This is a genomic window from Roseiconus nitratireducens (assembly GCF_008629675.1).
Taxonomy (GTDB): domain Bacteria; phylum Planctomycetota; class Planctomycetia; order Pirellulales; family Pirellulaceae; genus Stieleria; species Stieleria nitratireducens.
Genome location: NZ_VWOX01000006.1, coordinates 431,544 through 450,280, shown reverse-complemented (window position 1 = coordinate 450,280; position 18,737 = coordinate 431,544). Strand labels below are relative to the sequence as shown.

Here is an 18,737-nt window from a genome sequence, read left to right as displayed (position 1 = left end):
GGGACGGCCAGTCGTCCGTTCGGGCGGTGCTACGCCGAATGCCGGAACCCCGGACTCTGATTCTACCCGGATCCTGATTCTAGACGCCCTTGGCCGGAATGAGCAGTGGCCGCGATCCGTATTCGCCAGCGCTTCGAGATCACGGCCTTCAAGGTGCGGTAACGGCCAGCGGGCACCGCGTGAATGTGGCACCGGGCCTGAGCGGGCAGGCCTGAGCGGGCGGGCCTGAGCGGGCAAGTCTGGAGCGGGCAAGTCTGAGCTGGCGATCCATTGACGGGTGGACGGATCGATGGAAGGGACGGTCCCAGAGTCACAGATGCGGACCGCGAGCGCTATGTTCCCAAATCGAAGCGTCTGCATCATCATAGCGTTGTCATCGTTGACCCACTCTCCAAACAACTGTCCTGCCATGTCCTTGGATCCAGATTTTGCCGCCGCGCTCCAATCCCGCTCGATCGAATTGGATGAGGAAGTCGCCCAGCGTCTGCAGTCCTACGTGTTGGCGATGTGGCGATGGAACGAGCAACTGAACTTGACGCGGCACACCACCTGGGACCTGTTCGTCGGAAGGGACCTGAGAGATTGCCTCCAATTGGCGCCCCTCTTGTCCCCCGGGGAGGAAGTGCTGGATTTGGGCAGCGGCAACGGCGTGCCCGGGATTCCCCTGGCAATCTTGCGAGACGATCTGGACGTCTCTTTGGCCGAATCGGTCGCCAAGCGGGCCAAGGTCCTCAGCGAAATGATCGACGAATTGGGACTGCCGGTTCCCGTTTACGCTTCCCGCGGCGAGGACCTGTTGGACGACTTTCGGTTCAGCACGCTGGTCTGTCGTGCGGTCGGCAGCGTGGCCAAGTTGTGCCGCTGGATCGAGCCCCATTGGACGAACATCGATCGCATGCTGTTGATCAAAGGTCCGCGGTGGGTTGAGGAACGGAACGAAGCCCGACACCTGGGGCTGATGAACGAGTTGCAGATGCGGAAAGTCGCTTCGTACCCGTTGGGCGACGAGCCCCCGTCGGACGATCGACCCGCGGCCGACGAGGCGGACTCCGACGCAGACGCGGACTCCGATTCTTCGTCGGATCAGGGAGTGATCATTCAAATCTGGCCCAAAGGCCGCGTGCTGACCGTCGGCAACTAGATGGCTCTTCGAAGTCCGCCGTTGCCGCGATCAGGGTCGCAAGACCACTCGCCGGCGAGCAGCACTGCCCCGGTTCGCGGCCGGCCGGGCCCACTGTCTTCCGGCTGAGCAAACTCGGTCGGCATCCGGGTTCAGTGCACACGGGGGCAGTTCGCACAGGGAGCCAGTCCGCACAGGGTTCCAGTCCGCACAGGGTTCCAGTCCGCACAGGGGACGGGATCCTCAGGAAGCGACCGTGCTCTTGATCTCGTATCCGAGTTCAGAAAGGTGATGAGCGGTCCGCTCGACCGCATAGCGAATTTGAGCTTCGGAGTGCTCGCTGGTGACGAAGAATCGCAATCGGGCCGCTGACTCGTCGACGGCCGGATACAGAATCGGTTGAACGTTGATGCCGTCGGCTTTCAATCGGTTGGACAATCGCAACGCCAGCATGGAATTTCCGGTGATGACTGGGATCACTGGAGTCCCCTCACTCGCACCGGTGTCCAGTCCCGCTTCCTGGCAAAGCCGCAGAAACAGTTTGCTGCGTTCTCGCAACCGTTCGACCCGTTGGGGTTCCTTCTCCAGCGTGTCCAACGCTGCAATCGCCGCGGCGACCTGTGCAGGCGGCATTCCCACGCTGAAAACGAATCCGGGGGCGGTGTACCGAAGCAATTCGACCAAGGCACTGCTGCCGGCAATGTAGCCACCGCAGGACGCAGCCGACTTGGAAAGCGTGCCCATCCAGATATCGACATCGCGGGCATCCAAACCGAAGTGCTCGGCCATGCCGTGTCCCGTTTTTCCCATCGTGCCAAAGCTGTGCGCCTCATCAACCATCAGCAAGGCTCGATGGCGCTGCTTGACCTCGATGAAGGCGGGGACGTTGCTGAAGTCGCCGTCCATGCTGTAGACGCCTTCGATGATAATCAACACCCGTCGATACCGCGAACGCACCTCCGTCAGGATTCGGTCCAGCGCCTGATAGTCGTTGTGTGGAAAGGGCCGCCGGCGGGCTCCCGAGAGCAGAGCCCCCTGCACGATGCTGTTGTGCGCAAGTGCGTCGTGAAGGATCAAATCCCCTTCGCCGACCAGATGGCCGATCGTGGTTTCGTTGGTGGCATGTCCGCCGACCATCAAGATGGCATCGTCGACACCGATCCAGTCGGCGATCTTTCGTTCCAGTTCGCCGTGAATGGGCTTTTCCCCGGACACCAGCCGGCTGGCTGAGACGCTGGTGCCGTACTTTTGCACCGCGTCGGCAGCGGCTTTGGAGACTGAGGGGTGCCCGCTGAGGCCCAGGTAGTTGTAGCTGGCAAAGCTGATCAGTTCCTGCCCGTTGATGATCGTGGTGTCCGCCACGATGCTCTCGTGAACGCTGAAGTACGGATTCGGAACGCCAGTCATCCGCATCTGTTCCATCGTGGTTTTCAGCCGTCGGTACTCCGCGAATTGCTCCACGTCGTCTTCGGGTTCGACTTTCGGCGATTCGGGGGCGGGTGTGTCGATGGCTGGTCGGTCGGCGGTGGCCCGTTGCATCGAGGTGTTGCCCGAAAGCATTGCCTCGGCGCGGGCGTCGGCCCCCGGCGGAAGGTATCGCTGAATTGCCAGGGCCGTCTGTCCAATGGTTTCAATTTCGTCCAGGACCTGCTCGGGAAACCGGCCGCCGAACGTGCGTTCCAGGTTGCGAGCAATCTCCAAACGCTCCAGGCTGTCCAGCCCCAGATCCAAAACGATGTTGGTCTCCAGGGTCAGCCGAGTTGCCCGTTCGCCGGCGACGCTGCGGACGTGGTATTGAATCGCCGCCACGACCAGCGGATTGATGTCGGCTTCATCGACGGCTTCGCCGTTGCGGCTGGCGGCCGCCTTCATCATCGGCGCAGAATCGCTCAGGAACGGGCTGCCGGTCGCTTCCTCCCAACGGACCCATTTCGCGATCAGTTTCAATTCTTCGTCTTTGACCGCATGCAGACAGGCGTGACGCTGGATCTTGCCGCTGCTGGTTTTGGGGACGCTACTGTTACGAACCAGGTACACGGCATCGGGCGGAAGGTCGTGTTCCTGGGTGACCGCGCGGCGGATGGCTTGGATTTCCGAGTCCCAATCCACGTCTCGGATGCGGACCGTTTCCGCCACGATCGCCAACTGTTCCCGCCCGTCGTGTTCCATCGCAAACGCCCCGACGGCGCCGGCCTGGACCACGCTGCTGGCCTGTTCGACCGTTTCTTCGATGTCCTGCGGATAACGATTGACGCCGCGGACGATGATCATGTCTTTCAAACGGCCGGAGACGTACAGCTGGCCTTGATAAAGAAAGCCCAGGTCGCCGGTCCGCAGGAAGGGACCACGCTGGTCGGTTGTCATCGCCTTGAAGGTTCGTTCGGTCGCTTCTTTGCGGTTGTAGTAACCCGCACCGACGGAGGGGCTGTCGACCCAGATTTCGCCAATTTGGTCTTCGGCCAGCGGCTCACACGTTTGCGGATCGACGATCAGCACGGTCTCGCCCGGAAGCACCGCACCGCATCCCACCAGTCTGCGTGCCGCAGGATTGTCATCGGCGATCGGAACAACGTGTTTCTGGTCCAGTTCCGTCCGGTCAAATGACTGCATGATCGGCCGAGGCTCGCTGGGGCCGCCGGTGACGATCAAGGTGGTTTCCGCCATCCCGTAACAGGGCAGACTGGCGGACGATCGGAACTGGTACGGTTCAAACTTTTGGCGGAATGCTTCCAGCGTATTGGGACGGATCGGTTCAGCGCCGTTGAAGGCAATATCCAACGTGCTCAGATTCAATCCTTCCATTTCGTGCGGAGCGATCTTGTCCACGCACAATTGATAGGCGAAGTTCGGCCCGCCCGTGATGGTGACGCCATACTTCGTGATCGCACGCAGCCAACGCACCGGGCGCTGGAGGAAAGTCATCGGGCTCATCAGCACATTGGTGCAACCCAGGAACAGCGGCATCAAGATGCCGCCGACCAGGCCCATGTCATGGTAGGTCGGTAACCACGACAGCCCGACCGTTTCCCGCTTGGGTTCAAACGCATGCCAGATCAGTTGGGCGTTGGCGACCAGGTTCTTCTGAGTCAACATCACGCCTTTGGGCGATCCCGTCGATCCCGACGTGTACTGCAATACCGCCAGCGTGGAAGGATCGATGGCCTGGGGCCGGTAGCGCGGAAGGTCTCGGCAGGCCGGGCTGTCGGTCCCCAGAACCTGAACGCCGACCAAATCCTCGTGCCAGGTTTGACCGGTCAACCTTTCGGCGATCCCCGTCGTGGTCAGGGCCCATTTAGCGTCCGCGTCCACCACAATGGACCGGATCCGAGACGCCTTGCGATTCGAACGAGGCGGAAATGCTGGCACCGCAATCGCGCCCGCCGCGTGGCAAGCAAAGAATCCGACGATGAAATCCAACCCGGGCGGATACAGCAACAACACGCGATCGCCCGGACGAATCCGGCACCGTCCTTGCATGTACCCGGCCAGCGCGCGTACTTGGTCCCATAATTCCGAAAACGTGAACGCCTGGTCGAGCGTTTCGACATCGGTGAACCGAAACGCGACGCTGTCGGCACGGTGGTTTGCCCAGTGCTCAAGGATCGAGACGTAGTGGTCTGTCGGGGGGGCGACGTCGCCGAAGAATTGCTGGAAGTCCACGAAGTAAACCAACGAGCGCGGTGGAACCTGGAGTCGAATGCCGCGAGTCCTTGCGATACAAGCCCCCATCCCTGGAACGAATCGACAGAGAAAGACCGGTCGACCCTCGGCCAATTTCGGATGTCGCGAACCGCGTGAATCAATCGCATCGACACCAATCCGCCCAGCGGGCCTTCGGCCCCGCCGGAGATGACAATTTGCGCGATCGTAACGCGACCCTTCAGGATAGTCGGAAATGGCGTCTCTTTACGACGCCCCTGACGCATTTAGACCCGCGACCGAGCGTCACTGTCAACCTTGCGGTCCGGCCCTCCCACCGAAGCGGCACTCACAAATGTCTGTACAAATGACCATATTCGCGTTTGGGTCGGGTTTAGCGAATGGGTGGTGCCAGACGCGAATTGCCCAGTTTAACCTCCTAGCGTTTTGATTTGACCATTCGCGGAACCGTCGTTTCGGTCCGTTTGAACCCTTCGGGCACCCGATTCGCTTGGTCGATCCGCTCGCGAAGTTGCCCGGAAAGTTGCGTCCTCACCTGCCGCAGGTCTTCGTCGTCGGCCCGGTTGTGCAGTTCCTCCGGGTCAGCCCGCCGGTCGTACAATTCGGCGCCCGCCGCCCCGTCCGGGCCCCATTCGGTGTAGCGGTACCGTGCCGTTCGCAGACTGTAGCCCCCGTCGAATTGCGTCAGAGCGGACTCTCGGACCACCTGCGTCGGATCCTGCAATGCCGGCACCAAACTGGTTCCGGACAGCATCGGCGGGATCGGAAGCCCAGCCAGCTCTGCCAGGGTGGGATAAAAGTCGGTCATCTCGGCCATCGTCGCTGCAACACCGCCCCGGTGCAAGCCAGGTCCGGCCAGGATCAATGGCACGTGGGTGGCATTCTCAAACAAGGTGGTTTTTTGATAGTGCCCGTGTTCGCCCATGTGGTAGCCGTGGTCCGACGTAAACAACACGATGGTGTTGTCTGACAGATTCAATCGCTGCAGTGCGTCGAGTATCCGGCCAAGCTGCGCGTCGGCGAACGTGATCGAAGCGCGGTATGCCTGGATCGCCTGTTTCGCCAGGGCGGGATCCAAATTCACTTGTTCCTTCTTGCGAGTGATCGACTGCGCCGCGGGTTTGGGAAGTGTTTCCAAGTAACCGTCCGGGACGGTCGGAACGTTGATCTCGTCGATCGGGTAGAGGTCGAAATATTTTGTCGGGGCGACATACGGGGTGTGCGGCCGATACAGGCCGACCGCCAAAAAAAACGGTTCGCCTGTTCCGGCATGATGTTCCAAACGTTCGATGGCGTGATCCGCCGCGATGCCATCGGTCTGTTCCTGATCGTCGCCTTCGGCGGCAAACCAGCTGAGCGTTCCGCCGTACTGACCGGGGCGAAGCGAAAACACCTGATCCTGGTCGATGACGTCCCGCCCCCGCGGGTTGATGGTCTGGTCCCAAGAGTAGGGATCGTCATGGCCGCCCGTGCCGATGTGCAGCGGAACGTTGTAGTGAAAAATTTTGCCGATCCGGGTGGCCAAGTATCCCGCGTCGCGAAAATGCTGTGCGACGGTCAGGGCCTGGGGCGCCCGCTCGCGCAAATGAATCGCGTTGCGGTGGATCAGAGTCTGATCCGGGTACCAGCCAGTCATCATCGACGCCCGGCTCGGTCCGCACAGCGGGTATTGGCAGTAGGCGTTGGCAAATCGCACACCGCGGTTGGCCAACGCGTCGATGTGCGGCGTCTGGACCTGGGGATGCCCGTAACAACCGATGTCACAGTTGAGGTCATCGCAAATCAAAAACAAAACGTTCGGGCGTTCGGCAGAAGACACCTGGGCCGGGGTGCCGACGCAAGCCAAGACAACCGCAAGAAAAAGCACGCGGCGTAGCGTCCGAAAGGGCGTGAAACGCATGGGGGGAATCCGAGAATCGTCAGCGGGTGGGGAAGACCGGAGCCGACCAGCATAACCTCCACGGTCGATACCCGCTTGACACAGCGCTCTTGCCAATCGTTTCGCTCAGGCGGCGTTGCTGTCGCCGCTTCGCGGCGAGTGAGATTCGGAGACGATTTCCGTCGGCTTGCGCCGACAGCAGGGAGCTGTCTTCGCTTTGCGATTCAGTCGGGTTGCCGCACCGCCAACTGGATCAACCTTCGCGTTTGTCGCATTCGATGAACGCGTAGGCGTTATGGTTGTGAATCGACTCGTAGTTCTCACTGCTGCACTGGTACCAGACGATTCGGTCGTCGTTGTTCAACGCCACGGCCAAGTCTCGGACGATGTCTTCGACAAACTTCGGGTTCTCGTAGGCTTTTTCCGTCACCCATTTCTCGTCGGGCCGCTTGAGCACGCTGAACACCTGCGTCGAAGCGCACTGTTCGACGATCGCGAACAGTTCTTCGATCCAAAGGTGCACGCCTTCAGCCATTCGAACCTTCACGGTCATGTCGCAACGCTGATTGTGAGCGCCGTACTGCGAGATTTCTTTGGAGCAGGGACACAAACTGGTCGCGGGAACCTTCAATGTCATGACGAAATCGTCGGTCCCGTTGCTGGCCAATTCAAAGGTCACGTCGAAGTCCAATTTGCCCGACTGGCCGGTGACCGGTGCCGCCTTGTCGATGAAGTACGGAAAGGTGACTTCCAGGTAGGCATCCCTGGCCTTCAGCTTTTCTTTCATCCGATGGGCCACCATCGGCAGCGTGTCGCTGCACAGCTCCTGGTGGTACTCGTTAAGTACTTCCAGGAACCGGGACATGTGGGTGCCCTTTTCGTGATGCGGTAGCGAAACCATCATGTTGATCGTCGCGACCGTGTGGAGAAACTCGTTGCCTTTGCCCTTCCCCGGCGTTCTCAGCGAAATCGGATAGCGCACGTTCGTGACACCGACTTTATTGATCGCGACGCGGCGGCGATCCCCGGTTGATTGAATGTCAGGCAGGACGGGCGATGGCGTGGCGACGTCGGACATGGGGAGGAATTCAAATCTGGGGCGAATAGAAAGGTTTGGAACGGCATCCCGGTCTACCGGTGACCGCGTTCGCCCTTCAAGGCATAACACGTTGGACCGGCGGGACGGGCAGCCCGATCCCTAGGGCGCGCGGAGCGAATCCCGAGGGAGCGATCGAGTTGGGAGCGAAAGCAGCCGACGACCTTACAGCCGCGGACAGCAGATTGCGGGCACATCGGTCCGCGTTCCGGTTTCCGGCGGCGGAATCACATTCCGTCGCCCGCCGGCAGGCCGTCTGGTGCGTCTTCCCAACGGGGGTGCGGTGGTTCGAAACAATCGAGCAAGAAGAGGCGGCTACCGCGGGCGAGCCTTTCCTTGCTGGCGGGAGTTCGTTGCCTGGAACCGCCCCGATTTCGTCATCGAGAGGCTCCTAGGCCGTTTGCGAGTGCAGTCGTCCCGGCCGTTCTAGTGTGACGTGATGACAACCCCTCGACAATGCTTGGAGAACGGATTGGCTGGGCATCTGCTCTTTTTACGCGAAAAAAACGTCCAGCTTCCGCAGTGATCTGGAATTGACATTTTTGCAACGCGTCAGGGAGTGACCAACGGAGGTGCAGTCCTGTTTGCGGCGCTGCTCGGTGGAGAGGATTGAATCGTGGCGGCGGCATCGAAGCATTCCTGGGCCAGGGCGTCCTCGCCGAGCCGCTCGTGCAGTCGGCCGAGGGATCGAAAGGCGTGGGCTTGAGTCTGACCTTGCGTGGCGAAAATCGCTTCCATCAGGTAGGCCTTGGCAGCAGAGTTTTCCCCCCGTTCGGCCAGCAGTTCTCCATAGGGGAGCAACGCTCGGTCGAAGGTTCCGGTCTGAAACAGCGTCCGATATTGGTCCAGTGCGGCATCCTCCTGACCCGAATTCGCCAAGCTGTCGGCCAACACAAATCGGCTTTCCAGGTCGGTGGGCGAGAGTCGCAACGCGTCGCGGGCGCTGCGGCTTGCTTCGTCAAATTTGCCGGCCCAATGCATGACTTTGGCAAGGTTGCGGAACGCGATCGTTTGTGCCCTGCGATCGATCCCGCCTTCGATGGTGCGTCCCGCCCGGCCAACCTCTTCGGTCGTGGGAGTCCGCTGGACAACGTGCTCCCGCACCAGCGCGGCGATGATCGCCCTGGCGAGCAGGCCGTGGGCCTCGATCGAGGGATGGACGTGGTCCAAAAAACTCTCGTTGCCAAGACAGCGGTGACCGATCTCCGCCTCGACGTGATCGGATAGTTTCTTTTCAAAGTCGACTTGGATCACATCGTCACGCCGCGCTACTTCACGAAGAATCCGCTTGATCGGGCGTGTGGCGCGCAACGGACAGACGTCTTCATCGATCGCATTCTGCATTGCCGCCAACGCGGTCTCCGGTTGTTCTTCTGCTAACAGACCATTGCCGAGCAGGAATTGCACCTCGGCGTTTCGGGGATCGGTGGCAGCAATCGGAATCAGCCTTTGCAAGCCGCCTTCGGCGTCGCCGACTTGCAGAGCAGTCTTCGCCTGCCGGAGTTGCTCGGACAGTGCCGCGGTTTCTGCTTCGCTGAGGGATGCGTCGAAACTCGATTTGAAAGGGGCACAGTCGCGTAAGTTGGAAGCGGGATTGACCAGCACCAGCCTCGCGCCGGCAGCGGAGGCGATGTCGCACATGCGGTGTAAGTTCAGGCGAAAATGGCTTTCCACGCCACGGTGCCAGGCGTCGTCACGGTCATAATCGACCGGGCCAATCGTATGGTTCAAGATCTCATCGACTTCGCCGGACAACAGGGTCTTGCTCGCGGCATCGTCCTGCGGTGTTTCGAATCGTTCCACCAGATCCGAAGCCAATCGTCCTAAATGAGTGGCCAACGCGAACCGCGAAATTCGTGCGGTGAGTGTTGGCGGACCCATCAAATCGCCATAGGTGCGCTGCTCCAGAAACTCATTCTGTCCGGTGTACAAGATGAACAGGTCAACCTCGTACGGTGAGAACTCCTGCATCACCCTCGCGACCCGATAGCTTGCGTAGCTGATGCCCCCGGCGTTGATGACTTCCCAGTTTCGTTCGTCGTCGACCATGGGAAGCAGGTGTCGAAGCCAACCGCAAAACGACGTGGAATCGTCAAACGGACGACCGAAGGTTGTTGAACCACCCAGGCAAACAATGCGGTAAGTGCGCGGCGGCTTGTCGGCCAGAAACGATTGGTTGTTGAACCACACCAACTTTGCACGATTGAATCGGACCAAACCGCGTCCGGTTGAATCTTGTTGTTCCTCCAACAACGGCAGACTGCCGGCGAATCCCACATATGGATCTTCCAGCGAAGCCTGCCGTGAGGGCATGGTTGCGGCGAGTAGCAACTCAATCGCAACCACAAATCCCGCCGTCGCGACAACGGCAAAAAGCAGCTTCTTTCCGATCCCGAGGGATCGGGATTTCAATTCGGGCGAGGTTGCGGGCGAGGATTTCATCGTGGGAAGGACTTCAACGACGGAGGGCGCGGTTGCGTGTCGGGGAACAGGGACGTTCGATCGGTTCCATTCTGGGACGCCAGGAATAGGAACGCAGCGTGGCCGTTGCAGCGGCGCGAATTGAAATCTGACGAAATCTCAGCATCAGTATACGCATCGGTGTCGTCCGATCCGATCGCAGTTGTCGGTTCCGATTCGGGATCTTTTCAGATTGCGAGGGTTGTTTGGGCGCGGGCTTCGTGGCACAACGATGCCTGCCGGATCGGCCGAGATGAAAGGGACGGTCCTCCGAATTCCTTCTCTTGTTCATGACCCGCAAAAAACGCTTGGAGCAAGATGCCCCCGACATCCAAGATGCCTCACAAATCGTTGAACGTTTCCCCGGGCAAGACCGACCGCCAAGTCATCGACGCCGAAGGTTCGGTTCGGCAAGTCCCTGAGGGCTGGGAATTGTTGGCTCCCGGGGATGCCGGACTGACGCGTCGGGTCAAAGCGGCCGGGCCCAGTTGGACGGTGAAGGAAAAGAAGGGGCGTCGCGTTTTTTCCCGTGGCGTCTGGGCGGACAGCCGTCAGATTGCTGCCGAACGGGAGAAGTTGGACGCCGAGCGTTCCACCGAACAGTACGCCCGCCGTCGCCAGCAGGATCTGCGGCGGCGTGAAGTCAAACAGGATGCTTACGTCCGTGAATTTGAATCCGCGGTCGTTGCGTTCCTGGACTTCGACCCCGTGCATTCCGATTTGGCCAAGCAACTAGCGCGGGCGGTCACCGCTCACGCCACACCGGTGGGAAGTGGAACGGTCGCGCGCACCGAACGGATCCCGGTGGAGCGTCGTGCCGAGTCGGCCGTGATCGCGTGGATGCGCCATCAGACGACCGCGTACGATTCGATGAAGATACCCCGCGTGCGAGGCAAGCGACGTGAGGTCCGACGGATGCTGGCGGCGGAGTCGAAACGGTTGCTGCAGGTCTACCGGCAGGGACGGCCGGTCACGGGGACGTCATGCCCACTGCAAAACGCATTGCAGCAACCGCCGGCGTGAATTCCGCAGTTGAACGTGTTGCTGTTCAGTTAGCACGGGGCTTCTTTCGGGGGCAACAATTGAGCCGCGGTGTGATTCAGTTCGGAGAGTTTGCGGCCATAGCGTTTGTTTGCAAATTCAATCAACTGGGTCCCGATCGCCCAGTATCCGCCGCCGAGTCGCTGGATGTGGCGCACGTCGCCCAGAAAGTACCAGGGTTCGACCATCTCGACCGACTGTAGCCAGTATCCCAATACCACCTGCTCGTGACGCAGCGGCTGATTCAGTATCACGCGGACGCCGCGGTCGGACAGGTCACTGGTCAAACAGATTGTCATTTCTTCCTTGATCGGTGCTCCGTCGTCCCAGGGACACAGCAGCGTTGGCAGTGCCCGATTGAAACGGTCTTCCGATCGGCCCGTGACGGTTGTTGCGAGGTTTGGGGTGGTCAGATCGCAGATCCGCCGAACATAGGGATAGAGTTCGACCGTTTTTTTGTTTTTTGCGAATGAAAACATTTTGGTGCCCCAGCAGGTAGCAGATGTTCCGCGAACGCCGACCGGTGTGGCCAAAGCCTTCTGCAAGCTACATAGTTCCGGTCTCGAGCTTCCGCAGGGACCGGTTCGATCGACCCGACCGGAATGACGGGCGGCGGGGGGCAACAGATCGCAGGATCGCCAGAATCCGAATCAGGAAGGGACCGCCGGGCCGGTTGTTGATCGATCGATTCGCCCGCGGCAATCCGGTTCGGCGGGTGGTTCATGGGTGGTCTGCGGGAGGGTCGGGTTGTTGCCACACGCTCATCCCTCCATCGACATACAGCGTTTGTCCGTGAATATGACTGGCTTCGTCCGAAAGTAGAAAAACAGCTGCGCCGGCGCAGACCTCGGGCGGTGGAACCTGCCCATTGGGTGTGTGCAACTGCATCCATTCAAGCAACCCGTTGTCCTGGTCCAACACGGTATTGGTCAACGGCGTTCGGACGAGCCCGGGAGCGATCGAATTGACGCGGATCCCATGCGGGGCCAATGAGACGCACAACGATCGAACCATCGCCGCAACGGCTCCCTTGCTGGTGTCATACGCGGTGTGGTCCGGTTCAGCCAACAATCCATTGATGGAGCCGGTAAACAAGACGCGTCCGTTGACCTTTTCGGCGACCCAGCGTTTCGCAAACGCCTGCGTCAGGAAGTATCCGGCGGTCACGTTCAAGTTCATGGTCCGTTGATAGCGCTGCAAATCCATCTCCAGGAAGCCGACGTCGACATAGGTCCCGGCATTGTTGATCAGGGTGTCGATGCCCGGAAGTGTTTTCTCGGCACGTGTGATCAGGTCGTCGACGTACCGGTCGGGAGATTGCGAAAGATCGACGGTCAGGAGATCCGCCTTCACACCTTGTTGACGACAGTCCGCCAGGGTCTGCTCGGCTGCCTGGTCGTGTTGCAGACCGACTAGCAGCACGTCCGCGCCCGCTTTGGCCAAGGCAATCGCGATCTCCGCGCCGACGCCCTGCGTGCCACCGGTGATCAGGACGCGACGGTCTGTCAGTTGAAACATGGAACACAACTCGGTCGATGAAGGTGAAACGGAATCTCCGACGAAGACTATCGAGCGTCAACTTTCAGTGCTCTGCTGTTGTGACAATTCGGTTTGTCGCCGTCCAAGTTGCAGCGCGGTCCAGGCCCAGACGATGACGGCCGGAATGGCCCAAACGTTCAAAGTCGCGAAGCTGAATCCGGCCAGGTTTCGCAATGATCCGAACACCTGGCTGGCCGCCGCATCGCCGCCGCGCAGTACCACGGTATCGATAAAGCTCTTTGATTTGTATTTGTCTTCACGGCTGACAACAGTGAACAGAACTTCGCGAGCCGGGACCGTGATCCCGTAGCCGGTGGCACGCGCGGCGACCATGGCCGCCGCCAAGATGACAAGCGTTCCGTGAAATGCCAACGCCACGAACGAGACCAGGTACACGACGGGAAGCACCAACAGCGTGAGTCCGACGCCAAAGCGTCGAAGCAGTGGGCCGGAGATGACCAATTGTGCGATCAAGGTCAGTGACTGCGTTGCGAAATCAATGTAGGCAAAGAATTCCATCTTCTCCTGGTGGTCCGATATCGCACCCGCGACGATTTCCGCTTGTTGAAAATACAGATGGGTTCCGGCCGCCTGAACGAAGACCAAAAACACACAGATCAGCGCCAGATAAGAAGACTTGAAAACGTGTGTGATGCCGTCCAGCAATCCGCCGGCGGCGGGCTGATCGCCGGTTTGGCCGCCGGTGTTGCCGAATTCGTCTGGCAACAATCGCACCACGCGTTCAAGACGCCACGCGCACCACAGTCCCAGCTGAAGCGTGACGATCGGTAGCAGTAGCAATGAGGCAGTCGGAACGCGTGTTGCAATTTGACTGGTCAACAACGATCCGGCGATGGCGCCCGCCGTACCACCGGCAGCAATCCGTCCGAACAAACGTTTCCCCTGGTCGCTGGACAGCAAATCGGCCAGGACGGACCAAAACACGCTGGTGACGAACAGGCCAAAGACGTTGACCCAGACGAAAAACACGCGTGCTGCCACGACTCGAAGCGATTCGCTTCCCGCGTTCATTGCCACACTGAATGCCAACAGTGAAACGCAGAAAAAGTGGAAAACGATCCGCACCAGCCATCGCCGCGGCAGCCGATTGACCAGCACCGAATAGATCGGCACGGCGACCAGCATCACGAAAAAGCTGACCAGCATCAGGCCTTGCAATTGCATCGTGCCCGCAATGGCGCCCATGGTTTCGCGGACCGGCCGAACGACTGAATAGCTCAGCAGAATAAAGAAGAACCAGGCTGCCGCCCACGGCACAACGCGTGATTCCCCCAACGCATGCTCCGTCGGTGGACCGTCGTCCGGCGACGGTCCTGCCGTTGCTTCCGACGGCTCGGAGGGACGGTAAGGGTTGAAATCGGCCAACGCTTAGCCAATGTCCACGGGTAAAAATCAGGCGACCGAGCCATTGTCGGCGGCTGCATCGAAGCTTTCCGACGGCATCGTTTGCCGCATCGCCGCAGGGCGCGAGCACCGGTACTGTAGCAAGATTGGCGCGGCGGGGCACTCCGCGTGCCGCCATGCCGCGCCGGCTACCACGTCAAGCATTCGGCAAGCGGGGCGATCGCGATCCGAGTGTTCGCAACGCCGGAAGCTCAATCGGCAAAGCCGGGGTAGCGTTGCTGCAGCTCCTGGCGGGCTTCAGCGGCCCGTTCCGTCCGCCCGACTTTGGGCCACAGTTCGACCAGGCGCTGGAGCGCCTTGACGTGCGCATCCGGCTGGCTGGAAAACATCAACTCGGTGTGCAGGTACGCCATGATGGCTCCCTCGATATCACCGGATGCTTCGTAGCTGGCTCCCTGAGCATTGTAGATCTGGGCGGCCATTTCGATATCGGTCGGATTGAGCTGCGAGATGACCGAGTTGACCAGGTTCAAACCTTCCTGGCCCTTGCCGCTTTGGGCCAGCGCGACGGCTTGTCCGGCTTTCGCCAGGGTCTTCAGCCGCAGTGCTTCGGTGGATTGGACGTCGACCGATGCCACGTCGGAAAAAGCCTTCTCGGCGGCCGGCACGTCCCCCTTCTCCAGCATTGCCAAGCCGGTCAGGTAGCGCGACAGGATCTTCTTTTCGGCCGAGGGGGCTCGTGACAGGTACCCGTAGTACTGAACGGCTTTGTCATGGGCTCCGGTCGCCATCGCCAGATCGCCCAGCAGTCTTGCGACCGAGAAGAAGTGGTAGGAGTCTCCATGATTCTTGGCAAAATCGATAGCCGCCGCGATGGCGGCGTTGCGGTCTCGCTGTCCCGCCAGGGCCAGCTTCGCATAGCAGAGCACCTTGTAATAGGTTGCGTCGGCCTTGATCAGGTCGCGAGGAAGCCCGTTGATGTTCAGCCCCTCCAGTTCATCGAGTGCTTGCTCGTATTGGCCGTCCGCCGCAAATTCTCTCGCACGCGTCAGTTCCGCCGGATCGCCTTGGAATGCGATCTTGCGAATCTCGTTTTCGTCAAAGTCTTTGGTATTCGAACCCGTCTTCAGCTGCACGCCGTTCTTGGTCGCCTGCGTCACCGTCCCGGCCGACGCGTTGGTGTTGCCCACGGTGTAAACGCGATCCAACTGGCCGTGGGCGGTCCCGATCAGGGCGCCAAGAACCAGGAAGGGAACGAGCGTCAGGGGACGAGCAAGTTTGAAGTGAATCATGGAACGGATGCGAGGCAGGATGAGAGTAGCGTTGGCGTTGAGGGTGGCATTTTGCGGCGGGCAACCGGGTGACCGCCGAGTGATAGGTCCTGGCGGTCCGGTGAAGTGATGTGCCGCGTTCACCGGGGGGCAAGGGACTAAGAACCGGAAGCAGCCGATGGTGTTTCCAGTCCGGTCGGTTTGTCGCCGACCGCTCGCTGGGCTTCTTTCAGCAAGGCGTTGTACTTGCCCCGCTGGGCAGGACCGCCCATCTCCGGGTACAGCGTCGCGATTTGCTTGATGTCCTTGATCGCTTTGCGGATGTCCGAGTCGCGATCGGCCGCGCGGCCCATCAGAAACAGGCACAGAGCGACGTGATAGCGAGACTCAAAGAATTTCTCCTTGAAGGCCGGATTGCGGTTGGTCTGCTTGCTGATTTTCGCCCAGCCCCAAATGGTGTTCTGCTTGTCGGTATCGTTTGGGCGAGCGCCTGTCAGTGCGGCGGTGTAGGCCTTGTAGGCGACGGCCGGTTTCAATTCGCCGGCCCAAGATTCGTACGCCTGGGCACCTTCAAATTGGGCATCCAGCATGGTCGGCTTGTCCACCAGGATCTTTTCCAACGCGTCCAACGCGTCCTTGTACTCACCGACCAGCCGCTGCGATCGGGCCAACAGGTAGGCGGTGGTCACGTCGTCGGTGTTGTCCAGTGACTTGAACGTTTCGGCCGCTTGCGAGATCAGATCGGCCGCCTGACCGGTGGCTTTGTTCTGTCCCGGCTCCATCAGCGATTCGCCCATCGACATCAACGTTTGTCCGACCCATCGAAGCGTGGCCTGATCACTGGTGGAGTCGGAAATGCGTTTGAGCATCTCGCGAAACGCTTCGATCAGTTTGCCCCGCTTGGCCGGGGAGGCGGAATCGAGTTGCTCTCGCAGGTCGCTCGCCAGTCGCATGTACGTTTGGGTCAATCGCGTTTGCGACTCCGGTCCGTCGAACGATTCTCGCAGCGTCTCCATCGTCTTGGTCATCCGATCGAGATACGTTCCCGGATCCTGGCTGTTGAGCATTTGGCCGACGAGGGCTTTCAATTCCGTGCTGTAGACGTCGCCGGCAAAGTTTTCCGAGGGCGCATCGATTTTTCCCAGCAGATTCAGAGGACCATATTTGGGATGGTCCAACACCTTCAGCGCTTCGGAGGATTCCCCAAGCAACAGGTGAACCTTCGCCAACACGGCGGCGGCTTGCATGCCTTCCGTTTCAACCAGGTTGCCTTCAATTCCATCCAGCCCCGCCTGCAGACTTGCTTTCGCTTCGCCGACCAGACGGTCCGCGGTGGTCGGATCATTCTTCTGAGATCGCGTCATGATCGACTGGTTCCACAGCAGCTGGCCCAGCAACCGTCGGAACATCGCACGTTCGTTGCCGGCGGCCATTTGGTCGATCAACTCTTTGGCGCCTTGGAAGTCGTCCTTCTGCAGCATCAGCCGGATTTGAATTCCCTTGGCCGCCGCCGCTTGGGGATCATTCGGCCAGGTTTTCGAAAGGTAGTCCCCCAAGGATTCCAGCTGGCTGATCAGGCCGCCGTTTTCTTCCTCCGGGACTTCGCTCAACAGCATCTGCAGCGAGGTGAGCGCCATCAGCCCGCCCTTGAGTCCGACGTCGGATCCGGGGGCGTTGCGGGCCAAGAAGCTGCCCACGACGGCGGCGTCCCGGTGCTTTTGGTCCTGGTACAGGAAGTAGGTCAAAATTTGTCGAGCCTGGTTGACCGATTCGTTGTCCGTGTCGGAATTGATCATCGCCAAACCGGCGCGGAGCGTTTGGATTCCGATCGACCGCGATTCGCGAATCTGCTGTTCGATGTCGTCTTTCTGCTGTTGCAAATCCGAATTCGATTCATCCCGCTTGGCCAGAATCTCCAACGCCTTTTCCAGGTCACTGGTGACTTGCAGCACCTCGCGCGCTTTTTCCATCGCGTCGTCGAAACTCTTCGGCGGCTCGGCCGTGGGAAGCGTCTCGGTGTCTTGCTCGATTCCCAGATCGGCCAGCATTTGCTGGGCCTGTTCGACGTGCGGGCCCGGCACCTTGCTGGCGGCCAGCAGCAGTTGTCGGCCCTCGGATTTGGCTCGGCCGATCTCACCTTTTTTCAAGGAATCATCGGCCGCTTTTGCCAGATAGGCTTTGGCCAACTCCATTCGGAATTCCTGCACCGAAGGCGTGGATTCTTCGTTGGGCCGGATCTCGCGGACCCACCCTCCGACGCGATCAATCGCGTTGGAGTACTTGGGCGGATCGGATTTCAGGTACAGGCGAATCAGTCCGCTGGCTGCTAGGAATTTGGCATCCCGCAACGGGGCGGCGTCCGGCTGGTCGAGCATTTCCAGGTACCGGTCCATCGCCGCCTGATCGTTGCCCTGCAGTTCGTTCACTTGGCCCAGGTGCATCAATGCCAACGCCCCGGGGACGTAGCTGGCGTACTTTTCATTGAGCTCGGTGAACCGCTTGGCCGCATCCTGCAATTGTGACTTGGCGTTCTTCGCGGGGTCTTCGTCGGTCTTGGCAGCCAGCGTGATCGCCTCGGCGGCATTCAGCTGTGACTGCAGGAACTCAAACCGGTACTGGTCGCGGAGCGCGGCGGCTTGGGGATCGGTCGCGGGGTCGATTTTCTGTCCACGCATCTGCTCCAATTTCTGACGCAGGTCACCAACGATTCCGTCAAAGGTCTTTGACGCGGCCAGATAGCTCTGCTTGGCCTGTTTCTGCTTGGCTGGGTCGGGCTCTCCGGCGAGCAATTGGGCGGCCCGGATCATTTGCAGCTTGCCCAGCTGTAGCCTGGCCTCCGACGCCCGCGGGTGGTCGCCGTCGGTTAGAAATTGTTGCAACGCGGCTTCGGCGTTCGCAAAGGCTTCGTCGCGTGCTTCGGCGTTCCGCGACCGCAGCGCCATGTCGATGTAAGTCTGGGCTTTCTCCAAGGGGATCGCGGCGACAAAGGACGGGTCGACCCCGGGGAGCTGGTCGGCACGTTCCAGATACGCGATCGCGGTGTCGAAGTAGCCAGCGTTTCGCAGCTGTTTGATGAAGGCTTCGGCCGGTTCTCCCTCGGCGCGTAGGGCGGGCGTCAGGCATGCAGACGAAACGGCGAGGGCCAGAACCAATCGAAAACCGGGGGCGCGAATCAGTTTCGTCATGCCGCAGGGGGGGCGAGAGAGAAGAAGTATTGCGAAAGAGGTTGGCTGGAACGGTCGTACGCCGCACAATCTAGAGTAGAGACGGATAATCCGTCATACAAGCGCGACCACCGCGTCTCGT

At 60.2% G+C, this 18,737-nt stretch carries 11 protein-coding genes; 2 read left to right on the top strand and 9 right to left on the bottom strand.

The window, feature by feature from the left end; translation table 11 throughout:
* Positions 1-409: 409 nt before the first annotated feature.
* Positions 410-1,141, top strand: a complete 732-nt coding sequence (gene rsmG / locus FYK55_RS13400) for a 16S rRNA (guanine(527)-N(7))-methyltransferase RsmG (protein ID WP_150076925.1) — start codon at positions 410-412, stop codon at positions 1,139-1,141.
* 222 nt (positions 1,142-1,363) lie between these two features.
* On the opposite strand, the gene FYK55_RS13395 is transcribed toward rsmG, so the two are convergent.
* The 4 genes from FYK55_RS13395 to FYK55_RS13380 form a co-directional block, all read right to left on the bottom strand.
* On the bottom strand, positions 1,364-4,780 hold the full coding sequence (locus FYK55_RS13395) for an aminotransferase class I/II-fold pyridoxal phosphate-dependent enzyme (protein ID WP_235908661.1): 3,417 nt from the start codon (positions 4,778-4,780) through the stop codon (positions 1,364-1,366).
* Between the two features lie 418 nt (positions 4,781-5,198).
* On the bottom strand, positions 5,199-6,680 hold the full coding sequence (locus FYK55_RS13390; RefSeq protein ID WP_150076923.1) for a sulfatase: 1,482 nt from the start codon (positions 6,678-6,680) through the stop codon (positions 5,199-5,201).
* Positions 6,681-6,912: 232 nt separating this feature from the next.
* Positions 6,913-7,737 carry a GTP cyclohydrolase FolE2 gene (folE2, locus tag FYK55_RS13385; protein ID WP_150076922.1) on the bottom strand — a complete coding sequence of 275 codons (825 nt, stop codon included), beginning with the start codon at positions 7,735-7,737 and terminating at the stop codon, positions 6,913-6,915.
* A gap of 570 nt (positions 7,738-8,307) precedes the next feature.
* Positions 8,308-10,197, bottom strand: coding sequence for a tetratricopeptide repeat protein (locus FYK55_RS13380; RefSeq protein ID WP_150076921.1), 1,890 nt, complete (start codon positions 10,195-10,197; stop codon positions 8,308-8,310).
* A 354-nt stretch (positions 10,198-10,551) separates the two neighbouring features.
* Between FYK55_RS13380 and FYK55_RS13375 the strand changes: the two genes are divergently transcribed.
* The gene (locus FYK55_RS13375) at positions 10,552-11,238 is read left to right on the top strand and encodes a DUF2293 domain-containing protein (RefSeq protein WP_150076920.1); all 687 of its coding nucleotides are present in this window, start codon (positions 10,552-10,554) and stop codon (positions 11,236-11,238) included.
* 29 nt (positions 11,239-11,267) lie between these two features.
* Here FYK55_RS13375 and FYK55_RS13370 read toward each other — a convergent pair whose 3' ends face one another.
* The 5 genes from FYK55_RS13370 to FYK55_RS13350 all read right to left on the bottom strand — a co-directional run bounded on the left by FYK55_RS13370 (position 11,268) and on the right by FYK55_RS13350 (position 18,616).
* Positions 11,268-11,735 carry a hypothetical protein gene (locus FYK55_RS13370; RefSeq protein WP_150076919.1) on the bottom strand — a complete coding sequence of 156 codons (468 nt, stop codon included), beginning with the start codon at positions 11,733-11,735 and terminating at the stop codon, positions 11,268-11,270.
* Positions 11,736-11,976: 241 nt separating this feature from the next.
* Positions 11,977-12,774, bottom strand: a complete 798-nt coding sequence (locus FYK55_RS13365) for an SDR family NAD(P)-dependent oxidoreductase (protein WP_150076918.1) — start codon at positions 12,772-12,774, stop codon at positions 11,977-11,979.
* A gap of 57 nt (positions 12,775-12,831) precedes the next feature.
* The gene (locus tag FYK55_RS13360; protein ID WP_235908660.1) at positions 12,832-14,181 is read right to left on the bottom strand and encodes an NTP/NDP exchange transporter; all 1,350 of its coding nucleotides are present in this window, start codon (positions 14,179-14,181) and stop codon (positions 12,832-12,834) included.
* 230 nt (positions 14,182-14,411) lie between these two features.
* On the bottom strand, positions 14,412-15,452 hold the full coding sequence (locus FYK55_RS13355; protein WP_150076917.1) for a tetratricopeptide repeat protein: 1,041 nt from the start codon (positions 15,450-15,452) through the stop codon (positions 14,412-14,414).
* 137 nt (positions 15,453-15,589) lie between these two features.
* Complete coding sequence (locus FYK55_RS13350) at positions 15,590-18,616, bottom strand: hypothetical protein (protein ID WP_150076916.1); 3,027 nt, start codon at positions 18,614-18,616, stop codon at positions 15,590-15,592.
* Positions 18,617-18,737: the final 121 nt, after the last annotated feature.

Bases quoted from the DNA above. Each gene is read 5' to 3' on its own strand.
- rsmG (WP_150076925.1), top strand. From the start codon at position 410: ATGTCCTTGGATCCAGATTTTGCCGCCGCGCTCCAATCCCGCTCGATC.
- FYK55_RS13390 (WP_150076923.1), bottom strand. From the start codon at position 6,680: ATGCGTTTCACGCCCTTTCGGACGCTACGCCGCGTGCTTTTTCTTGCG.
- folE2 (WP_150076922.1), bottom strand. From the start codon at position 7,737: ATGTCCGACGTCGCCACGCCATCGCCCGTCCTGCCTGACATTCAATCA.
- FYK55_RS13380 (WP_150076921.1), bottom strand. From the start codon at position 10,197: ATGAAATCCTCGCCCGCAACCTCGCCCGAATTGAAATCCCGATCCCTC.
- FYK55_RS13375 (WP_150076920.1), top strand. From the start codon at position 10,552: ATGCCTCACAAATCGTTGAACGTTTCCCCGGGCAAGACCGACCGCCAA.
- FYK55_RS13370 (WP_150076919.1), bottom strand. From the start codon at position 11,735: ATGTTTTCATTCGCAAAAAACAAAAAAACGGTCGAACTCTATCCCTAT.
- FYK55_RS13365 (WP_150076918.1), bottom strand. From the start codon at position 12,774: ATGTTTCAACTGACAGACCGTCGCGTCCTGATCACCGGTGGCACGCAG.
- FYK55_RS13355 (WP_150076917.1), bottom strand. From the start codon at position 15,452: ATGATTCACTTCAAACTTGCTCGTCCCCTGACGCTCGTTCCCTTCCTG.
- FYK55_RS13350 (WP_150076916.1), bottom strand. From the start codon at position 18,616: ATGACGAAACTGATTCGCGCCCCCGGTTTTCGATTGGTTCTGGCCCTC.